This window comes from Nitrosomonas sp. Nm58, assembly GCF_900107335.1.
Lineage (GTDB): Bacteria > Pseudomonadota > Gammaproteobacteria > Burkholderiales > Nitrosomonadaceae > Nitrosomonas.
The window spans coordinates 35553-52555 of sequence record NZ_FNPQ01000021.1 but is presented as its reverse complement, the minus strand read 5'-3'; the positions used below and the strand labels follow the sequence as shown (position 1 = coordinate 52555).

General features: G+C 46.7%; 19 protein-coding genes and 2 pseudogenes. 14 read left to right on the top strand and 7 right to left on the bottom strand.

Going from position 1 to position 17003, the window contains the following annotated elements:
• Nucleotides 1-187: 187 nt before the first annotated feature.
• Complete coding sequence (locus BLW34_RS09530) at nucleotides 188-1129, bottom strand: IS701 family transposase (protein ID WP_143037902.1); 942 nt, start codon at nucleotides 1127-1129, stop codon at nucleotides 188-190.
• Nucleotides 1130-1533: 404 nt separating this feature from the next.
• On the opposite strand from BLW34_RS09530, the gene BLW34_RS09525 reads away from it, so the two are divergent.
• From BLW34_RS09525 to BLW34_RS16930, 3 genes are all read left to right on the top strand, one after another.
• Entirely contained in the window at nucleotides 1534-4077 is a 2544-nt protein-coding gene (locus BLW34_RS09525; protein ID WP_090578745.1) for a hypothetical protein, read from the top strand.
• 148 nt (nucleotides 4078-4225) lie between these two features.
• A complete protein-coding gene (locus BLW34_RS16935; RefSeq protein WP_256203723.1) occupies nucleotides 4226-4945 on the top strand; it encodes a transposase in 720 nt (239 codons plus the stop codon).
• 15 nt (nucleotides 4946-4960) lie between these two features.
• Nucleotides 4961-5761, top strand: a complete 801-nt coding sequence (locus BLW34_RS16930) for a transposase (protein WP_256203722.1) — start codon at nucleotides 4961-4963, stop codon at nucleotides 5759-5761.
• Nucleotides 5762-5783: 22 nt separating this feature from the next.
• On the opposite strand, the gene BLW34_RS09510 is transcribed toward BLW34_RS16930, so the two are convergent.
• Together BLW34_RS09510 and BLW34_RS17400 are read right to left on the bottom strand one after the other, a co-directional pair.
• Entirely contained in the window at nucleotides 5784-5996 is a 213-nt protein-coding gene (locus tag BLW34_RS09510) for a hypothetical protein (protein WP_177166005.1), read from the bottom strand.
• Between the two features lie 42 nt (nucleotides 5997-6038).
• Nucleotides 6039-6218, bottom strand: coding sequence for a hypothetical protein (locus BLW34_RS17400; protein ID WP_143037901.1), 180 nt, complete (start codon nucleotides 6216-6218; stop codon nucleotides 6039-6041).
• Between BLW34_RS17400 and BLW34_RS16120 the strand changes: the two genes are divergently transcribed.
• A complete protein-coding gene (locus BLW34_RS16120; protein WP_177166002.1) occupies nucleotides 6166-6345 on the top strand; it encodes a hypothetical protein in 180 nt (59 codons plus the stop codon). The two genes, BLW34_RS17400 and BLW34_RS16120, sit on opposite strands and share 53 nt — an antisense overlap.
• A 36-nt stretch (nucleotides 6346-6381) precedes the next feature.
• Here the strand turns inward: BLW34_RS16120 and BLW34_RS17395 are convergent.
• Nucleotides 6382-6546 (bottom strand): annotated as a pseudogene (locus tag BLW34_RS17395) (Arm DNA-binding domain-containing protein); the annotation flags it as partial.
• A gap of 176 nt (nucleotides 6547-6722) precedes the next feature.
• Here BLW34_RS17395 and BLW34_RS09500 point away from each other — a divergent pair.
• Both BLW34_RS09500 and BLW34_RS09495 read left to right on the top strand, forming a co-directional pair.
• Nucleotides 6723-7178, top strand: coding sequence for an EVE domain-containing protein (locus tag BLW34_RS09500; protein ID WP_090578739.1), 456 nt, complete (start codon nucleotides 6723-6725; stop codon nucleotides 7176-7178).
• Nucleotides 7179-7254: 76 nt separating this feature from the next.
• Nucleotides 7255-8055, top strand: a complete 801-nt coding sequence (locus tag BLW34_RS09495; protein ID WP_090578735.1) for a sulfite exporter TauE/SafE family protein — start codon at nucleotides 7255-7257, stop codon at nucleotides 8053-8055.
• Between the two features lie 8 nt (nucleotides 8056-8063).
• On the opposite strand, the gene BLW34_RS09490 is transcribed toward BLW34_RS09495, so the two are convergent.
• From BLW34_RS09490 to purE, 3 genes are read right to left on the bottom strand one after another with little or no spacing between them, the layout of a single operon-like run.
• Nucleotides 8064-8960: a phosphoribosylaminoimidazolesuccinocarboxamide synthase gene (locus BLW34_RS09490; protein WP_090542708.1), complete on the bottom strand. Its 897-nt coding sequence runs from the start codon at nucleotides 8958-8960 to the stop codon at nucleotides 8064-8066.
• Between the two features lie 39 nt (nucleotides 8961-8999).
• The gene (locus BLW34_RS09485; RefSeq protein ID WP_090578732.1) at nucleotides 9000-10136 is read right to left on the bottom strand and encodes a 5-(carboxyamino)imidazole ribonucleotide synthase; all 1137 of its coding nucleotides are present in this window, start codon (nucleotides 10134-10136) and stop codon (nucleotides 9000-9002) included.
• Entirely contained in the window at nucleotides 10133-10624 is a 492-nt protein-coding gene (gene purE / locus BLW34_RS09480) for a 5-(carboxyamino)imidazole ribonucleotide mutase (protein WP_090578728.1), read from the bottom strand. Before purE ends, BLW34_RS09485 begins: the two co-directional genes overlap by 4 nt.
• 157 nt (nucleotides 10625-10781) lie before the next feature.
• On the opposite strand from purE, the gene BLW34_RS09475 reads away from it, so the two are divergent.
• The 8 genes and pseudogenes from BLW34_RS09475 to BLW34_RS09445 all read left to right on the top strand — a co-directional run bounded on the left by BLW34_RS09475 (nucleotide 10782) and on the right by BLW34_RS09445 (nucleotide 16973).
• Entirely contained in the window at nucleotides 10782-11216 is a 435-nt protein-coding gene (locus BLW34_RS09475) for an ExbD/TolR family protein (protein WP_090578725.1), read from the top strand.
• A gap of 93 nt (nucleotides 11217-11309) precedes the next feature.
• Nucleotides 11310-11948 (top strand): superoxide dismutase, encoded by a 639-nt coding sequence (locus BLW34_RS09470; protein WP_090578722.1) that lies wholly within the window; start codon nucleotides 11310-11312, stop codon nucleotides 11946-11948.
• A 12-nt stretch (nucleotides 11949-11960) separates the two neighbouring features.
• Entirely contained in the window at nucleotides 11961-12608 is a 648-nt protein-coding gene (gene hisG, locus BLW34_RS09465; RefSeq protein ID WP_090578719.1) for an ATP phosphoribosyltransferase, read from the top strand.
• A 51-nt stretch (nucleotides 12609-12659) separates the two neighbouring features.
• Nucleotides 12660-13958: a histidinol dehydrogenase gene (gene hisD, locus BLW34_RS09460; protein ID WP_090578716.1), complete on the top strand. Its 1299-nt coding sequence runs from the start codon at nucleotides 12660-12662 to the stop codon at nucleotides 13956-13958.
• 25 nt (nucleotides 13959-13983) lie between these two features.
• Nucleotides 13984-14577, top strand: coding sequence for a transcription elongation factor GreB (gene greB, locus BLW34_RS09455; protein ID WP_090578714.1), 594 nt, complete (start codon nucleotides 13984-13986; stop codon nucleotides 14575-14577).
• 171 nt (nucleotides 14578-14748) lie between these two features.
• A pseudogene (locus tag BLW34_RS16925) lies at nucleotides 14749-14844 on the top strand (IS1595 family transposase); the annotation flags it as partial.
• A gap of 318 nt (nucleotides 14845-15162) precedes the next feature.
• Entirely contained in the window at nucleotides 15163-16479 is a 1317-nt protein-coding gene (gene rimO, locus BLW34_RS09450; protein ID WP_090578711.1) for a 30S ribosomal protein S12 methylthiotransferase RimO, read from the top strand.
• 41 nt (nucleotides 16480-16520) lie between these two features.
• Entirely contained in the window at nucleotides 16521-16973 is a 453-nt protein-coding gene (locus BLW34_RS09445) for a SixA phosphatase family protein (protein WP_090578708.1), read from the top strand.
• Nucleotides 16974-17003 lie beyond the last annotated feature (30 nt).

Genomic DNA, 17003 nt, shown 5'->3' with positions numbered 1-17003 from the left:
TCGTATGGCCCTGATCCAATACCAGACTGATCGCATCTAATTTGTATTCCTTTGTATATTGCTTCCTCGTTACCATTACTTCCTCCAGTTAAGCTATTTTCTCTTAACTGGAATGTCCGGATTCATTAAACCAGGTCATAAAACCATATTTTCCTGATACGTTGTGTGCAGCTATCTAACCCACACTCTACTTTAGACATTCACCCACCACCCTTGCGTCGCCTGAGCGGTGACACAAGCTGGGAATGAAACGAGTGAGATTGATATTATTTGCTGGTGACAGCGATGCTACACTCGCAGTCTTGGGTCGCCACGCTGTTCTGGGCAAGTGAATATCGAGGATTTCTGGCTGAAGCCGTCCCTGAAAACAAGTAAAGTAAAATTCCATGCGCAGCCACTGCGCCACCAAACCGCCGGTCAGGGGTTGTTTGTTGCGCCATGGCGCTACGACCTCGACAGGAAAAGCTTCTTCCACGATCAGGCTCAATAGCTGAACCAGCGTCCACGCTGTCGAGCGAATCTGCATCCATAACTCCAGCACAGTGCGTTTCTGCTGCCACAAATTGTTCACGCCCCACCACCGCTTCAGGTTGTGAAACAAGGGCTCGATGCCCCAGCGGCGTGCATACAAATGCAGTATCTCCTTGGCACGCAAATCCGTTTCGGTTGCCAATAGCAAACGTACTTTTGACCAATGCTGTTTGTCCGTATCGTAGAATTCGCACCATACCGCGCGCACCAGCGTCCCTTTGAGAAAACGCGCCATTGCCACCACGGTGCGCAGACGAACCAACTGCTCCTTGCCATATAGTGTCAGCTTGACTTCGGTTACCGGCAAATTCCGGATTGCCTCGGGCGTCATTTTGATCCCATAGGTTTTGGGTCGTCCGCGTCCAGACTTGGGTACACCGTCTGGTGGCAGGAATAATGCGGTATCGCACCGTGCTTGACCGATGATCGGCATCTTGCGCGACAGCAGCGGCAATACCAGACGCGCCCGCATGAACCAGGGGCATCGAACAGTAGCCGGACGGGCTTGTTCATCATATAGGTCGTCCAGTGACGGCCTCTGGTAATGGCGCTGATCGCGCGGGTCACCCAACCTTCTGGAGAAATCAGACAGCCACACAGCAATTCAACAAAAGTGGCACGAGCGCGCAACGGCACGGCGGTGAGTAAATGGGTAATCCAGCTTGACAGGCGAAGACGGGCAGTTTGAGCGTAGGACATAGAGCATCAAATGAGGAGTAAAAGCTTCCTTCATTGGTCGCCACCCTGCGTACGCCAAAAACCCGCGTATGCAGGGTGGCAACCGCGCAACCTTTCCTTCTGTCAAGTAATTTTGCTCATTTTGCGAATATTTTTTACGCCTCGTATCGCTACTTTACTTCTGCCTTAATCGCAGATTCTTGGATGCTGAATGTCTAAAGGAGTAAAGTTGAACGAGTACAATGTACTATAACTATAGATCGACTCATTCACAGATAACCAAAGCTAGGCATGGTCAATTTTTAAATAAATGAGGTTTTGCCAATGGATAATAAAAAGTTCAAGGAAAAAATTTCAGCTGTTTTGAATAGGTCATCGGCAGCTGAAAAGCGAGATTTCAAGCGGCCTGTCAGCTGGTTGATGGGGAGGGAGCTTTTAGCAGGTCTTAAGTATATAACTGCTTATATATTTATGGGCGACAAACAAGATCCTAGAGATTGGATGTATGCCAAAACTATTACACCACCACGCTGCAATAACGGCGATCAAGAGTCATATTGGTTTGATTATATTGCCGATACCGGTGACGGTATGCGGGCTGTCTATAATATAGCCTACCTATGCATGAGCGATGTTTGGATTAAAAATATAAATACCCCCGGTCAAGATCAGGTCTCATTAATACCAGATAATGGATTTGAGCAGCGCTTGCCGCGCGGTGAATTCTTATTTGTGGGTGGCGATACGGCCTATCATATCGCAGACATAGCCTCTTTGAGAGAGCGCTTTCAGATCCCTTTTAATTGGGCTTATCAGGATATCAGTATTTCCAGGGTGGTTGACCAGCGCCCCATTTATGGCATACCAGCTAATCATGATTATTATGATGCTCTGGATGGCTTTAACCGGCAGTTCTGTCATCCGATCACAGACGATACCACTGATCCCTCATGTAAGCTTGATGATCTCAAAGATCCGCAGCTTGGTTTATACGGCTTTAAGCGCACCCAAACAGCAAGTTATGTTGCTTTACATTTGCCATTCGGATGGCAGCTATGGGGGCTTGATTCACAAGAAGGCAAAATGGACAAGCGCCAGCAGGCCTTTTTTGTGTCTGGTTTTTATCCAAAGCTAGTAAAAGACGGCACATTATTCGATGAGAACAAGAAAGACGAGGTTTTACAAACGCTTAAAGATTCTGCTCCCAACAAACTTATTATTGCGACACCTGAACCGAGCACCGTATTTGGCAAGCCTGCTACAAAAGACGACCAAATCACAAAAACATTTGAGCGATTAGGTTTAGAACCCAGTTTCTTAAATGGTGGCAAACTGAACCCTGACAAATGTCGCTTAGATATATCCGGTAACATCCACCACTACGAACGCTATTGGGGCACTACACCAAATAATAGTATGTCCAGTAATTATGCTTCCGTTGTCGCCGGTGGTGGAGGCGCATTTTTGCATCCTAGCCATACTGATGTGGCGGAAATCGAAAAACAGTCACTCTATCCAAATCGTAAAGATTCTCATATCGAAATTACCCAGAAAATCCTTAATCCGTGGAATATTTTTCACGGCGGGTATATTTGGTTGGCGGGAGCTATCATTAGCTTGATCACTTACTTTGCCGTGACTATTCCACAAAGTACTTGGTCTTTGTTCGAGCTTATTCCTGATAATCTAAGACCAACTATAGAAAACCAGGATTTATTGGCACGTATTAGATTGGCTCTCGACACTTCCACTAGTGCGCAAAATACTGAGCCCTTTTTAGGGTGGTATTTGTTCGATCTTATTTACATTTTACTGCTAGTTGGGTTTTTGGCTTATTGGTGGATGCGAACACCTGATGTTTTTAAATTATATAAATATAGTGATGCTAAGGAGGGGTGGTCTCGTAGCATTCTGAAGTTTATAGCACCAATTGTATTTGCGTTTATTTTCCTAATAGCTTTAATTTATTGGCACATAGAACTTTATCCACTGCCATTTCTAGCAGGATTGCTAATTGATTTGTATTTTATTGCGGCAGTGCTAATTTTTAGCCTAAGTCGCCGTTATAGCGATATTTTGATCGATCGTTCCAAGCTCCATCGGGAAACCTTGAAAGATTTAATGCCTTTATGGGTATTGGGAATAATCGGTACCGTTTATGCCGGATTTGGTTTTTTGCATTATGGCGTTTATAAGTCATCAATTATGAGTTTCGATCTGTTGGTAGCCGTCATTTGGTCATTGGCAACGATAGGCTTAGTTGCCCTTGCTTTCTTTGGTGGTGGCAAGCTGAGTTCGAATACTGCTGAGAAGGCTAAGTTTGCTGCAATTGGCCTTTGGCACTCTATATTGCAAGTAGTTGTACCCGTCTGTTTGGCTTTGTATGCCAGTTGGACAAATTTGTTGGTTATTTCCCTTATCACTGTTGCAGTTACCTTGGTTGCTGGTTATGTATTTACCCGTGAACGCTTGGTGAAGGACTTGTCAAAGGAGGACCAGAGCAAAATTGGTAATTGGTTATTTGCCGCATGGGGTATCGTTGGTGTAGTTGTACTTTTGGCAGCAGCATGGGGTGGACCCGTTGCTGTAGATAGCTGGCGTTTGCTAGCAGTTTTTGTGTTAGGTGGGTTGTTCAGTTGTATTTGGTTTGGCTGGTATTTAGCGGTATCGTTGGCGTTTAATGGTCACAATAATGAAGCCGGCGGAGGTGCGCGTTCTGAAAATTACCGACACATGATCCGCTTTAAGCTAACCGAAGATACCCTAACTGGTTATGTTATTGGTATCGATACGCCGGTTGAGAATCTTTCTACGAAGCCACCCAAATTCCGTTTAGTTGATGTATTTACCTTACAAGCTAAAAAATAGCGTTGGGATATGGAGGTTTCTGTACAGGAAAATCCATAAGTAGAGCTTACTCAAAAAGTATAAATAACTGATTATATTTATGATATGTTTAATTTTTTGGTAAAATAGTGCGCGTAAATAAGTGAAATGACACCAAAAACTGTGCACCATGATTCGCTATAAAAGTCAAAAACAACTCATGCTCGGAGGGTTTGATACACCACCCGACATAATTCTTGATCCCGAAAATCGCTGGGTAAAGCTGAGTGATTGCATTCCATGGGACGAATTGGCCGAGAGCTACTATAAGACGCTATCTCCAACGTTAGGCCGTCCAGCGAAAGATGCGCGTATCGTGATTGGCGCAGTCATTATCAAGCATAAATTATCGATTTCGGATGAAAAGTCTGTTGAACAGATCCGGGAGAATCCTTACCTGCAATATTTTATTGGCCTGAAAGGATTTCAATCGAAAGCAGCCTTCGCACCCTCACTACTGGTCGAGGTACGTAAGCGTATGGGGCAAACGGTATTTGATGAATTTCATCAAGCGATTATTGAAGCAGTTGAGTATAGCAGGGCAAAGAAGCCTGTAAAAGCTGACGATGATAATGAAGGTGGTGATGCTGCATTGAATCGCAGCGAAGCTGATTGCAGTGACAATGCTGCAATGATTACTGCAGAGCAATCTTTGGCAGATGAATCTCCGCGCAATCACGGCAAATTGATACTTGACGCTACCGTTGCAGAACAGGCGATACGTTTTCCAACGGACCTTGGGCTGTTGAATGAAGCGCGTGAATTGAGTGAACGTATCATTGATGAACTCCATGCAAAAAGCAATCGACTACAGAAAAAGAAGCCACGTACCTATCGCGAGCTTGCCTGATCAGCCTATCTCAGCTTGGTCAAGCTTAAGCGCCTCTCAAACAAAAAACGCCGCGCTGGGATCAGGAAGCAATTGCAGTTTCTGCGTCGGAGTTTAGGTCATATTGAAGAGATGTTAACGGAATACCCGCATGGTACACTCCTACCGTTACCCAATTGGTTGCTGCGTCGCTATTGGGCATTGCCGCATCTGTACCATCAGCAATATGAAATGTACAAAACCAATACCAGACGCTGCAATGACCGCATCGTCAGCATCAGTCAACCGTATATTCGGCCAATTATCAGGGGCAAGCAAGGCAAGACAGCAGAATTTGGCGCCAAAATAAGCGTGAGTCTGACAGGCGAAGGGCTGGCGCATGTTGATAAGCTTCACTGGAACGCTCAACATGAAGACCATGACCTAAAAGATCAAGTTGAAGCATACCAACAGCGTTATGGCCTTCATGTTGAGCGTTCCAAGCGCGAGCTATCGAATGGTGGAGGACAGGAGCCGTTTGACGCGCTATTGATGTTCAACGCGATCCTGCTTGGTCAGTGGCATAGTTTGTCGGATGCTGCGTTGGAGCAAGCGCTGTGCGTGTGGATTGATTTTTTACATTTTCGCGGTTTGTCCTTGTCAGATGCGATACCGGACGAAACCACCCTGTGCCGGTTCCGTAACCGCCTGGTGATCAACGACAGGCTGGCTGGTCTTCTGGCCTCTATCAATGAGCAGATTCAATCACACGGCTTGATGGTCAAGGGTATGACGGGTGCGGTGATTGATGCCACCCTGATTGAGTCAGCGGCACGTCCTTTCAAGAAGCAAAACTAACACATTGGTTTTGCTGAAAATATTAAACGGTCTCAGTAATAACGGGAGTAAGATTAAACCCCAGCTTCCGAGTGCGTACTGTCAGATGATGCAACAGGCGTTGACGGTATCGCTCATCAAAGTCATCCTGCCCCTTATCGACGTACTCGGTTCCTTTCGTTAGCATCGTGTAGATCAAGCGCGCCAGTTTGTGCGCTGTCGCTGTGATTGCCTTTGCCTTGTCGAGCCCTGCCACATAATCTCCTATAATAGGCACCCAGTGCAGACTGACTGGATTTCAATGAAACCGTCGCCATGCGCAGTGTGTCACATCGCAGATTTTCTTGTCACCTATGATGTCGGCCAACCGGTTAAGTCGATAACAAGTCGAGGGAGCACTCTTTTTTCCTGTTATGATCTTCTTCATGAATAACTCGACAGCTTCGTTGAATATCGGCAATGCAGCCTCAGCTTCCAAAGCCGCTTGCTTCGTGCTGCAATTTCTCGCTCCTCAGCTAATACCGCCTCCCATTCTGCAACCGGATCGTGCCCAGTTCGCCCCTAACAGCTTTCCAGCATCCGGCGATAGATCGAGCCTGGGTTAGTGTTTGCTGACCATGCTTTAGCCAATCGGATATACTTTCACTTGGTGCTGACCGGCGAGAATACCTCCCTATAGTGTATTTTTTTCGCTTTCCCTGAAATTCATATTCGATTATCCATGTTTTGGTTCCGTGTGGCCTTATTCGTAGAAACAGTGCATCGCCATCACCTAATAAGCGATCGCGTTCTGGATCAGGCTTCATGGTCTCACAACTCACAGTAGATAATTTCCCCATGGACTCTCCTTGGGTGGGATCTTTGGGGGGAATATGGGTGGGATTCTATATGGGCAACACCGGAATAATCGAGACAATGTATTACCAAAAAATCAAGCAATAATGAGACAAATGAAACTAATTAGGAATAAGATGGAGTATATATGCGTTACTGGCTAATGAAATCAGAGCCAACAGAAGTCAGCATCGATGATCTGGCTGCAAGACCCGGACAGACCGTTGCCTGGGATGGGATAAGAAATTATCAAGCGCGCAATTTTATGCGTAATCAAATGCAGATTGGCGATCAGGCGTTTTTCTATCATTCCAGTTGCGCCGAACCCGGCATTGTTGGCATCACGACAGTTTCCAAGCTTGCTTATCCCGATGCCACACAATTCGATCCCCAAAGCAAATACTACGATCCCAAGGCTACACCAGAAAGTCCACGATGGTTTAATGTTGAGGTCACACTCGCCCAAAAAACCCGCCTGATTTCCATCAAGGAATTGAGAAGCTATTCTGAACTCGCCAACATGAGAATCCTGCAAAAAGGCAACCGCTTATCGATTACGCCGGTCGACCCGGCAGAATGGGCATTTATTGTGAGTATCTTATAAAGTTGTTATTTTCATTACTCACATCGATGTTATTTTTATCATTAAAAGCTCAGGCTAAAGAACTGGGTTGAACGGCATGGAATGGTGGCTGGTTTATCTATTGCTAGGAGGGACGATCGGTTTTCTCGCCGGCCTGCTGGGAATTGGCGGTGGCCTGGTCATGGTGCCGGCACTTACTTTTATCTTTACAGCACAGGATTTTCCGCCTGAGCGCATTCTGCATCTCGCGCTAGGCACTACCATGGCGACCATTGTTTTCACTTCGCTTGCCAGTCTGCGCATGCATCATGCGCATGGTGCAGTTAACTGGTGGATCGTCAAGTATCTTTCTCCAGGCATTATTCTGGGGACGCTGGTTGGCTCCACGCTTGCCGGATCACTGTCTACCCAGGCATTGGGCATTATCTTCGTTATCTTCATTTATTATGCCGCAACCCAGATGTGGCTAAAAATTAGGCCTACTTCCAGTCACGTCTTGCCTGGCAAAGTTGGGATGATTGCAGTGGGCAGCCTGATAGGCGCGCTATCCAGCTTAGTCGCGATAGGAGGGGGATTATTGACTGTACCGTTCCTTTCCATGTGCAATGTCAAGCTTCAATATGCGATTGGAACGGCTGCTGCAGTGGGTTTTCCGATTGCAGTAGCAGGTACGCTTGGTTATATCATCAATGGCATGTTACAAGCACAATCCCTACCCGACTCTAGCTTGGGCTATATTTATCTACCCGCACTTGGCTGGATTGCCATAGCGAGCATGCTCACTGCTCCACTGGGCGCCAGAGTTACGCATAGCATGCAATCGGCGACGCTCAGAAAAATATTTGTGATACTGCTTTATTTCCTGGGGACTAAAATGCTGCTCAACCTTTTTCAATAAAAATAAATTTACAGGCTTTCAGTCAACCGGCGTAATGCTTCATGATATCGTTTCACCGTTTGCGCGAGAATGTCATTCGGAATAACGGGCGCAGGCGGTTGTTTGTTCCACTTAAGTTGCTCCAGCCAATCACGAACAAACTGTTTATCGTAGCTCGGTGGATTTTTTCCGGGCTGATACTGATCAGACGGCCAGAAACGTGATGAATCTGGCGTCAATACTTCATCGATCAAATAGAGATTGCCTGCATGATCTTGACCAAATTCGAATTTGGTATCGGCGATGATCACGCCTCGAGTCGCAGCATAATCGGCGGCCTCAGTATACAGTGCGATGGCTTTGCTGCGCACTTCTGCAGCCAGCGTTTGCCCCAGCAATTGTTCGCATTCGTCAAACGAAATGTTTTCATCATGTTCACCCGCCATCGCCTTGGTTGAAGGCGTAAAAATGGCACCAGCAGGTAATTTTTCCGCTTCCTGCAAACCCCGAGGCAGCGTAATGCCACTGATAGCGCCTGTTCGCTGATAATCCTTCCAGCCCGAGCCTACAATATAACCTCGCACGATCGCTTCTATCGGCAAAGGCTTGAGTCGTTTGACGACAAAGGCACGATCGACCACCTGCGCGCGCTCTTCCTGTGACACCACTGACTCAGGCAGAATACCCGTCAAATGATTGGGCAGGATGTGGTTTAGTTTCTCAAACCAGAAATTAGATAATTGCGTCAGCACCTTGCCTTTTCCTGGCACCGCTGTTGGCAGCACCACATCGAATGCTGATAGGCGATCTGTCTGGACAATTAATAATTTATCTTGATCGACGGCATAAATATCGCGCACTTTGCCGCGGTGCAGCAAAGGCAGGGTTTTTATGTGGGTTTCAAATAAGGCCATTGAATCGCTCATGGAATGTAGATTCTGATTAAATTTCAGGAAAAGATTAAGTCAGTCATTTCTTAATGACGCCTTGATGGCCTCAGCTTGCCGCAAAGCCTGTTCAATCGTTTCGGCAAGAACAGTGAAATGTCCCATTTTCCTGCCTGATCTCGCCTCTCGCTTACCGTACAAATGCAGCTTGGCAGCAGGATTACGTAACACCTTGCGCCAATCAAGCTCTCTCGATCGCCACAGGTCTCCCAGTAAATTCACCATCACGGCGGGTGTGAGCAGCGCCGTATCGCCCTGCGGCAATCGGCACAGAATGCGCACTTGCTGCTCAAATTGGGAAGTGATGCAGGCATCGAGCGTATAGTGACCACTGTTGTGCGGGCGAGGTGCAATTTCATTGATGAGTAACCGGCCATCGGCAAGTACAAAGAACTCGATACAGAGCACGCCGCGGTAATCAAGCTTGGCCGCTACCTCTGTGGCCATTTTTCTGGCTTGTTGGGCAATCTCTTCCGGTATCCTCGCAGGAATGATACTCATATCGAGAATACCTTGCGAATGGTGATTTTCTGCTACCGGAAACAGACTGATCTCGTCATCAAAGCCACGTGCAACGATCACGGAAATCTCACAAGCAAGTGGCAATAACTGTTCCAGCACACAAGGCTGTTGTTGTAGGCTTGCGAAGGCATCCATCAGTTCATGGGGAGCATCTATTCTCACCTGCCCTTTGCCATCATAGCCAAACTGGCTGACCTTAAGGATACCAGGAAAAAATGCTGCGTTGATCTCACCCGACAAATCATCGCTATTGCGGATAACCATAAACGGAGCAACAGAGAAACCATTTGCTGCCAAAAACTGTTTTTCCAGCATACGGTTTTGTGCAATGGAAACACTCCGTGCATGAGGACTTACAACGCAATGTTGCTCCAGAAACTGCAGCGCCTCAGCAGGCACATTCTCAAATTCTGTGGTCACCCCTGCGCAGGTAGCGCTCAATTCGCGCAAAGCATCAGGATCATGGTAATCCGCGCACAAATGTCGCTCTGCAATATTGCCAGCAGGGCTGTCCTCAGAAGGATCCAAAACAGTGACGCGATAACCCATGCTCTGAGCGGCCATGGTAAACATGCGTCCAAGCTGTCCTCCGCCCAGCAGGCCAAGCATCGCACCTGGCATAATGCTGCTCATGATTCAGGCAATGTCATAGCAGCAACTGAAGCGGCTTGAGCTGCACGAAATGATTCGAGGTGCTCCGCAAGTGCTCTGTTACCGATCGCCAACAATGCAACTGCAAAGAGTCCAGCATTAGCTGCGCCCGCTTCCCCAATGGCAAAAGTAGCAACTGGAACACCTTTGGGCATTTGAACAATGGAAAGAAGCGAATCGACGCCTTGCAGCTGCTTGGAAGTCACCGGCACACCGAGTACCGGCAAGGTCGTTTTGGCGGCGATCATGCCAGGTAAATGCGCAGCGCCTCCCGCCCCTGCAATAATGCACTGTACGCCACGTTTTATTGCTGTTTCGGCAAATTCAAACATGCGATCCGGCGTGCGATGCGCTGAAACGATCAAGGTTTCGTGTGAAATATTAAAATCCTTGAGAACCTGGACAGCATGTTGCATGACACTCCAGTCACTGCTACTGCCCATGACAACACTTACTAATGGATTATCCATTCAGAACGGAATAATGTATTAAAAAATCATTGAAGATGACGAAAGCGGTAATAATAAACTAGAATTTGGTTTTCAAGCCGGATGTTTTAACAGTTTACGCCGTGTCTTGTGGTAACCTCACCTGTATGAAATGCATTAACTGGCAATAAACAACCCTATGAATTTTCAACGCGGTCAAAAAAAAGAAGAACCAGAGATCAATCTTGTCCCCATGATCGATGTACTACTGGTCATCCTGATTTTTCTGGTGATTACCACGACATACTCAAAATTTGCCGAGCTCGAGATTACGCTACCAGAAGCAACCGCCACAGAAATTGACAAAAATATCAAACAATCCAATACCATCGATGTTACAGTGAGTGCAGCAGGCAGCTACACCATTAACCTAGTGCCGATAACCTTTTCCAGCATTGAAGGATTACGTGACGAATTACAAGCTGCTGCCAAGGATGAGAAAAATCCAGTTATCATTATCAATGCAGATGCAAAAGCTACTCACCAATCTGTCATAACAATCATGGAAGCTGCTCGGCTTGCCGGGTACAATCAAGTAACATTTAGTACTGAAGCAAAAAATAACACCGAGTAATTTATTGTGACTTCGGATAATATTTTTTCTTAATCAATCATTATTCATACGCTAATGACTTCTTTATTCAATTTTATTTTTAAAGGAAGAAAAATGAGCAATAATCTGGAAAATTTTTCTCAAACTGCACAATCTGGCAGCACTTACGTGCTGGCCCCCCTGCCCTATGCAGATAATGCATTGGAACCGGTCATCTCTGCTCATACCCTGAGCTTCCACTATGGCAAGCATCACAAGGCATACGTGGATAATTTAAACAAACTCGTTGCAGATACTGTATTTGCAGGACAATCACTGGAAAAAATCATCACCGCTACGGCTGGTCAAGCAGATAAAACAGGTATTTTCAATAATGCTGCACAAGTCTGGAATCATATGTTTTACTGGCATAGCCTCAGTCCCAAGGGTGGTGGTGAACCTCCCGCGGCTTTGAAACAAAAAATCGAAGCTTCATTTGGCAGTGTAGACGCCTGTAAAAAGGAGTTTGCTAATGCAGCCGTAACACAATTTGGCAGCGGTTGGGCCTGGCTGGTGCAGGAAGGAGATAAACTCGCCATCGCCAAAACCAGTAATGCTGATTCTCCACTTACAAAAAACATCAGACCGTTGTTAACCATTGATGTTTGGGAACATGCCTATTATCTGGACTATCAGAATCGACGACCTGATTATGTCAATACGATTCTTGATAAATTGATCAATTGGGAATTCGCCGCTGCAAACCTGAGTTAATTTGCCGGATTTATGACGCATATCACCATTGCGCTTTCGAAGGGTCGTATTTTCGAGGATACGGTCCCTTTTCTGAAAGCAGCCGGGATCATCGCACAGGATGATCCTGAAACCTCACGTAAATTAATCATCGCAACCAATAACCCACAGGTGCGTATCATCATGGTGCGCGCCTCAGATGTTCCGACTTACGTGCAGTATGGCGCAGCCGATCTGGGTGTAGCTGGTAAAGATGTCTTGCTGGAGTATGGCGGCGCGGGTCTTTATCAGCCGCTTGATTTGCAGATTGCCTGCTGCCGCATGATGGTTGCTGCACCTAAGGATTTCGATTACGAATCAGCTGTTTTTCAAGGCGCCCGGCTACGGGTCGCCACCAAATATTTAAAAACTGCGCGTGATCATTTTGCTGAGAAAGGGATGCATGTCGATCTCATCAAATTGTATGGTTCAATGGAGCTTGCGCCGCTGGTTGGTCTGGCTGACGCGATTGTCGATCTCGTTTCGAGCGGTAATACCCTGAAAGCCAATCACTTGAAAGCTGTTGAGGAAATCATGCCCATTTCAGCGCAATTGATTATTAATCAAGCAGCACTAAAACTAAAACGCGAGGCAATTCAGCCACTCCTTGAAGCATTTCGATCTGCAATTAAAGTAGATTAAATAGGCTCAAGTATCACTATACTCAAACCGTGCAACCATTATTCAAGCCCTATGATAAAGCTTAACCGATTGTCTTCCACCGACGCCAACTTTGATGAAGCACTGAGCGCCTTATTGGCTTTCGAAAGCACCCAGGATGAAACCGTTAACGAGACAGTGATCCACATTCTGGCTGATATCAAAAGACGTGGAGATGACGCATTACTTGACTATACCCGTCGCTTCGATCATTTAGAGGTCTATTCGATTGCAGAAATTGAATTACCTCAAAGTGACTGGCAGCGATCGCTGCAACAACTGCCATCTAACGAAAGAGAAGCGTTAGAACAAGCTGCACGGCGGATACGCGCATACCATGAGAGACAATTGTCTCAATCCTGGCAATATACCGAACCGGATGGCACATTACTTGGGCAAAAAATCACTGCGCTGGATCGCGTAGGATTGTATGTGCCTGGTGGAAAAGCCTCCTACCCGTCCTCCGTTCTGATGAATGCCATCCCGGCCAAAGTAGCAGGTGTTAACGAGCTGATCATGGTAGTCCCGACTCCTCGTGGTGAAAAAAACGATTTGGTGCTTGCAGCAGCGGCTATCTCCGGAGTAGACCGCGTTTTTACGATAGGCGGCGCTCAGGCAATTGGTGCACTGGCGTATGGCACGGTGACCATACCCAAAGTCGATAAAATCGTTGGACCTGGAAATGCTTATGTCGCAGCTGCCAAACGCTTTGTTTTCGGGCTGGTTGGCATCGATATGGTCGCGGGTCCTTCAGAAATCCTGGTGATTTGTGATGGAAAGGTTAATCCAGATTGGATCGCCATGGATCTATTTTCGCAAGCTGAGCACGATGAACAAGCGCAATCCATTTTGCTTTGTCCGGATCAAGGCTTTCTTGATGCAGTTGCTGCAAGCATTACTCGACAGCTTGAAATCATGCCGAGAAAAGAAGTTATCCGCGCTTCACTAGAAGGACGCGGCGCCTTGATTAAAGTACGCGATTTGGAGGAAGCATGCATAATCGCTAACCGAATCGCCCCGGAACATCTGGAATTATCAGTGGACCAGCCAGAGCAATGGGTCGGTAAACTGAAACATGCGGGTGCAATTTTCATGGGGCATCATACTTGTGAAGCATTGGGAGACTATTGCGCCGGACCGAATCACGTACTGCCGACTTCTGGTACAGCACGGTTTTCTTCGCCCTTGGGTGTTTACGATTTTCAGAAACGCACCAGCCTGATCCAGGTATCCCCGCAGGGTGCCTCTACCCTCGGCGCCATCGCCTCTACCCTGGCCAGGGGTGAAGGACTGCAGGCCCATGCCATGTCTGCTGAATTCCGCTACAAATAGTCATTTGAAGTAAAGCAGAGCATACATGAGCAAAGCGTTTGTAAAAGAAACCGATACAACGGACGAAATTGATGAAGAAGCATCTGTTTCGCCACTACCCACGGGCAGCAAAAACTATATTACCCCAGGCGGCCATGCTCGCCTGACAGAAGAATATCTATGGCTGCTCAATAAGGAACGGCCTGATGTCACCGCAACGGTTGCATGGGCTGCTGGCAATGGCGATCGCTCCGAAAATGGCGATTACCTCTACGGCAAGAAACGGCTACGTGAGATAGACAAACGACTGCGTTTTCTATCCAAGCGGCTGGATATGGCCGAAATTGTCGACCCGACCGCGCCACGCGAAGATTCTTCACGCATCTTTTTTGGTGCTACTGTCTGCTACGCTGATCAAAACAGCCATGAAAAAACTGTTTCCATTGTCGGAATCGATGAAATCGACCCCTTGAGAGGTTATATCAGTTGGATCTCTCCAGTAGCGCGTGCGCTGATTTCTGCGCGTGAAGGCGACAGCGTCACCCTGCGCACCCCTTCGGGTATCGAAAAACTCGATATCCTGTCAGTCGACTATCAACCGATTGCTATCCTGCCTTTTAAGCCAGTTACCTCAAAATAGCTCCCCCCTCTAAATATTAAGTAAGTAAGCTAAAAGTGGGACCACCCAGCATTGCTAGCCATACGGCAAGTTCTTAGCGTTTAAATGCATGCAATGAAAAAGTTAGGTATTATTTGTCACCCTGTTAACCTGGTAAGAAGTCACTAAGTAATCGCGGGTGTTTATCATGCCCAGAAGATCAATATCTATGACAGCCAGCTTAAAGTGTGGATGCGCCGATTTCATGGTATTGCAACTCGCTGCCTAAGCCATTACTTCGGCTGGCGGTGATTAATTGTGTGATATAACATATGCTTCATTCCTGCGGAGTATCTTGTCAACTGTACTGGACATCCCTTCCTAACAATTAATGATGATATAGCCATACTATTAAGGAACTTGTGAATATAGATATCGTCTACTGATCATCTTTTAAAAGAACCCGCCAATTGAAATCAGCTTATTTAACGACAAATTTGTTTTAAAATAGTAAGCAAATCTCAGAAAGATGCAGATAGCAGGTAAGTATTTACCCCTGATTATCTCGCTTCCTTAATAACTTTAATTAATCACTCCTGAACCTTTAGTAATAAAAAAAGAATGAATATGCGCAATAAAATCCCACGTGTTGGCTTTGTTTCACTCGGTTGCCCCAAGGCTACCGTTGATTCCGAGCGCATCCTGACGCGTCTGCGGGCGGAAGGTTATCTTATTTCACCCAACTACGAAGATTCAGATCTGGTTGTGGTCAACACTTGTGGTTTTATCGACAGCGCTATTGCCGAATCGCTCGATGCTATTGGTGAAGCGCTCACTGAAAACGGCAAAGTCATTGTCACCGGATGCCTTGGCGCAAAAGGAAATATCGTGAAACAGGCACATCCCAACGTGCTGTCGGTCACGGGCCCACAAGCTACCGATGAAGTCATGGAAGCCATTCATACGCATTTACCCAAACTGCACGACCCTTATGTTGATCTGGTGCCGCCTCAAGGAATAAGACTGACACCCAATCATTACGCCTATGTAAAAATTTCTGAAGGCTGTAACCATCGGTGCACCTTTTGCATCATTCCCAGCATGCGTGGCAATCTCGTCAGCCGCCCTGTCGGGGATGTCATGCAGGAGGCGCAAAGCCTGGTCGAGGCTGGCGTTAAAGAATTGCTAGTCATTTCCCAGGATACGAGCGCCTATGGGGTTGATCTGAAATACCGAACTGGTTTCTGGGGGGGCAAGCCAGTTAAAACACGCATTACTGAGCTCGCGCAGGCAATGGGAGAATTGGGCGTATGGGTACGCTTGCATTATGTCTACCCCTATCCGCATGTTGATGAGCTCATCCCGCTAATGGCAGAGGATAAGATTGTTCCCTATCTGGATATTCCCTTCCAGCATGCGAATGCGCGCATTCTGAAATTGATGAAACGCCCCGCTGATAGCGAAGACGTGCTTACTCGCATACAGCAATGGCGCGCCATCTGCCCTGATATCACGCTACGGAGTACGTTTATCGTTGGCTTTCCGGGTGAAACCGAAGCAGAATTCGAGGAGTTGCTAGATTTTCTTAAAACCGCTCAACTGGATCGTGTCGGTGCGTTCATGTATTCACCAGTTGAAGGTGCAGCTGCCAATAGTTTACCCAATCACGTTCATCCCGAATTGCAGCAAGCGCGTTTAGCGCGCTTGATGGCGTTACAGGAAGAAATCAGTGCTCAGCGCCTTGCACAAAAAGTGGGTAAAACCTTACAAGTGCTTGTTGATGAGGTCGATGAGCAAGGCGCAGTTGCACGCAGTCATGCTGATGCACCGGAAATCGATGGGCTAGTCTATGTGGAAAACGGTCAATCATTAGGTCAGGGTGATGTAGTAAAAGTACGTGTTACGCATTCTGATGAGCATGATCTATGGGCGGAAATCATTTGATTGATTAGCGATAACCATTATCTATCTTAAAGGAGAACATTTTGGAGCTTATATTATGGCGCCATGCAGAAGCAGAGGATGGATTCCCCGATGCTGCACGCAAACTGACTGAAAAAGGGTTAAAGCAAGCTCATAATATGGCTCAGTGGCTCAAACCCAGATTACCTAAGAAAGCACGCATCATTGTCAGTCCTGCTAAGCGTACTCAGCAAACTGCTCTGGCACTCAGTAATGATTTTGAAACGATTCAGGAAGTAGGAACCAGTGCAACCGTTGATATGATTCTCACCGCTACTAACTGGCCTTACACTGATGGCGCGGTACTTGTTGTAGGTCACCAGCCCACTTTGGGGAATATTGCTGCTTCATTGATCTGCAACAGCCGCGCCAGCTTTGGTATCAAAAAAGGAGCAATCTGGTGGTTTAGCTATAAGCAAAGCGCTGATACTGAAAATACTATCCTGCGCGCTGTCATGAATCCGGACATGGTGTAAATAAACATAAAGCAAACACATTCTCTTTCT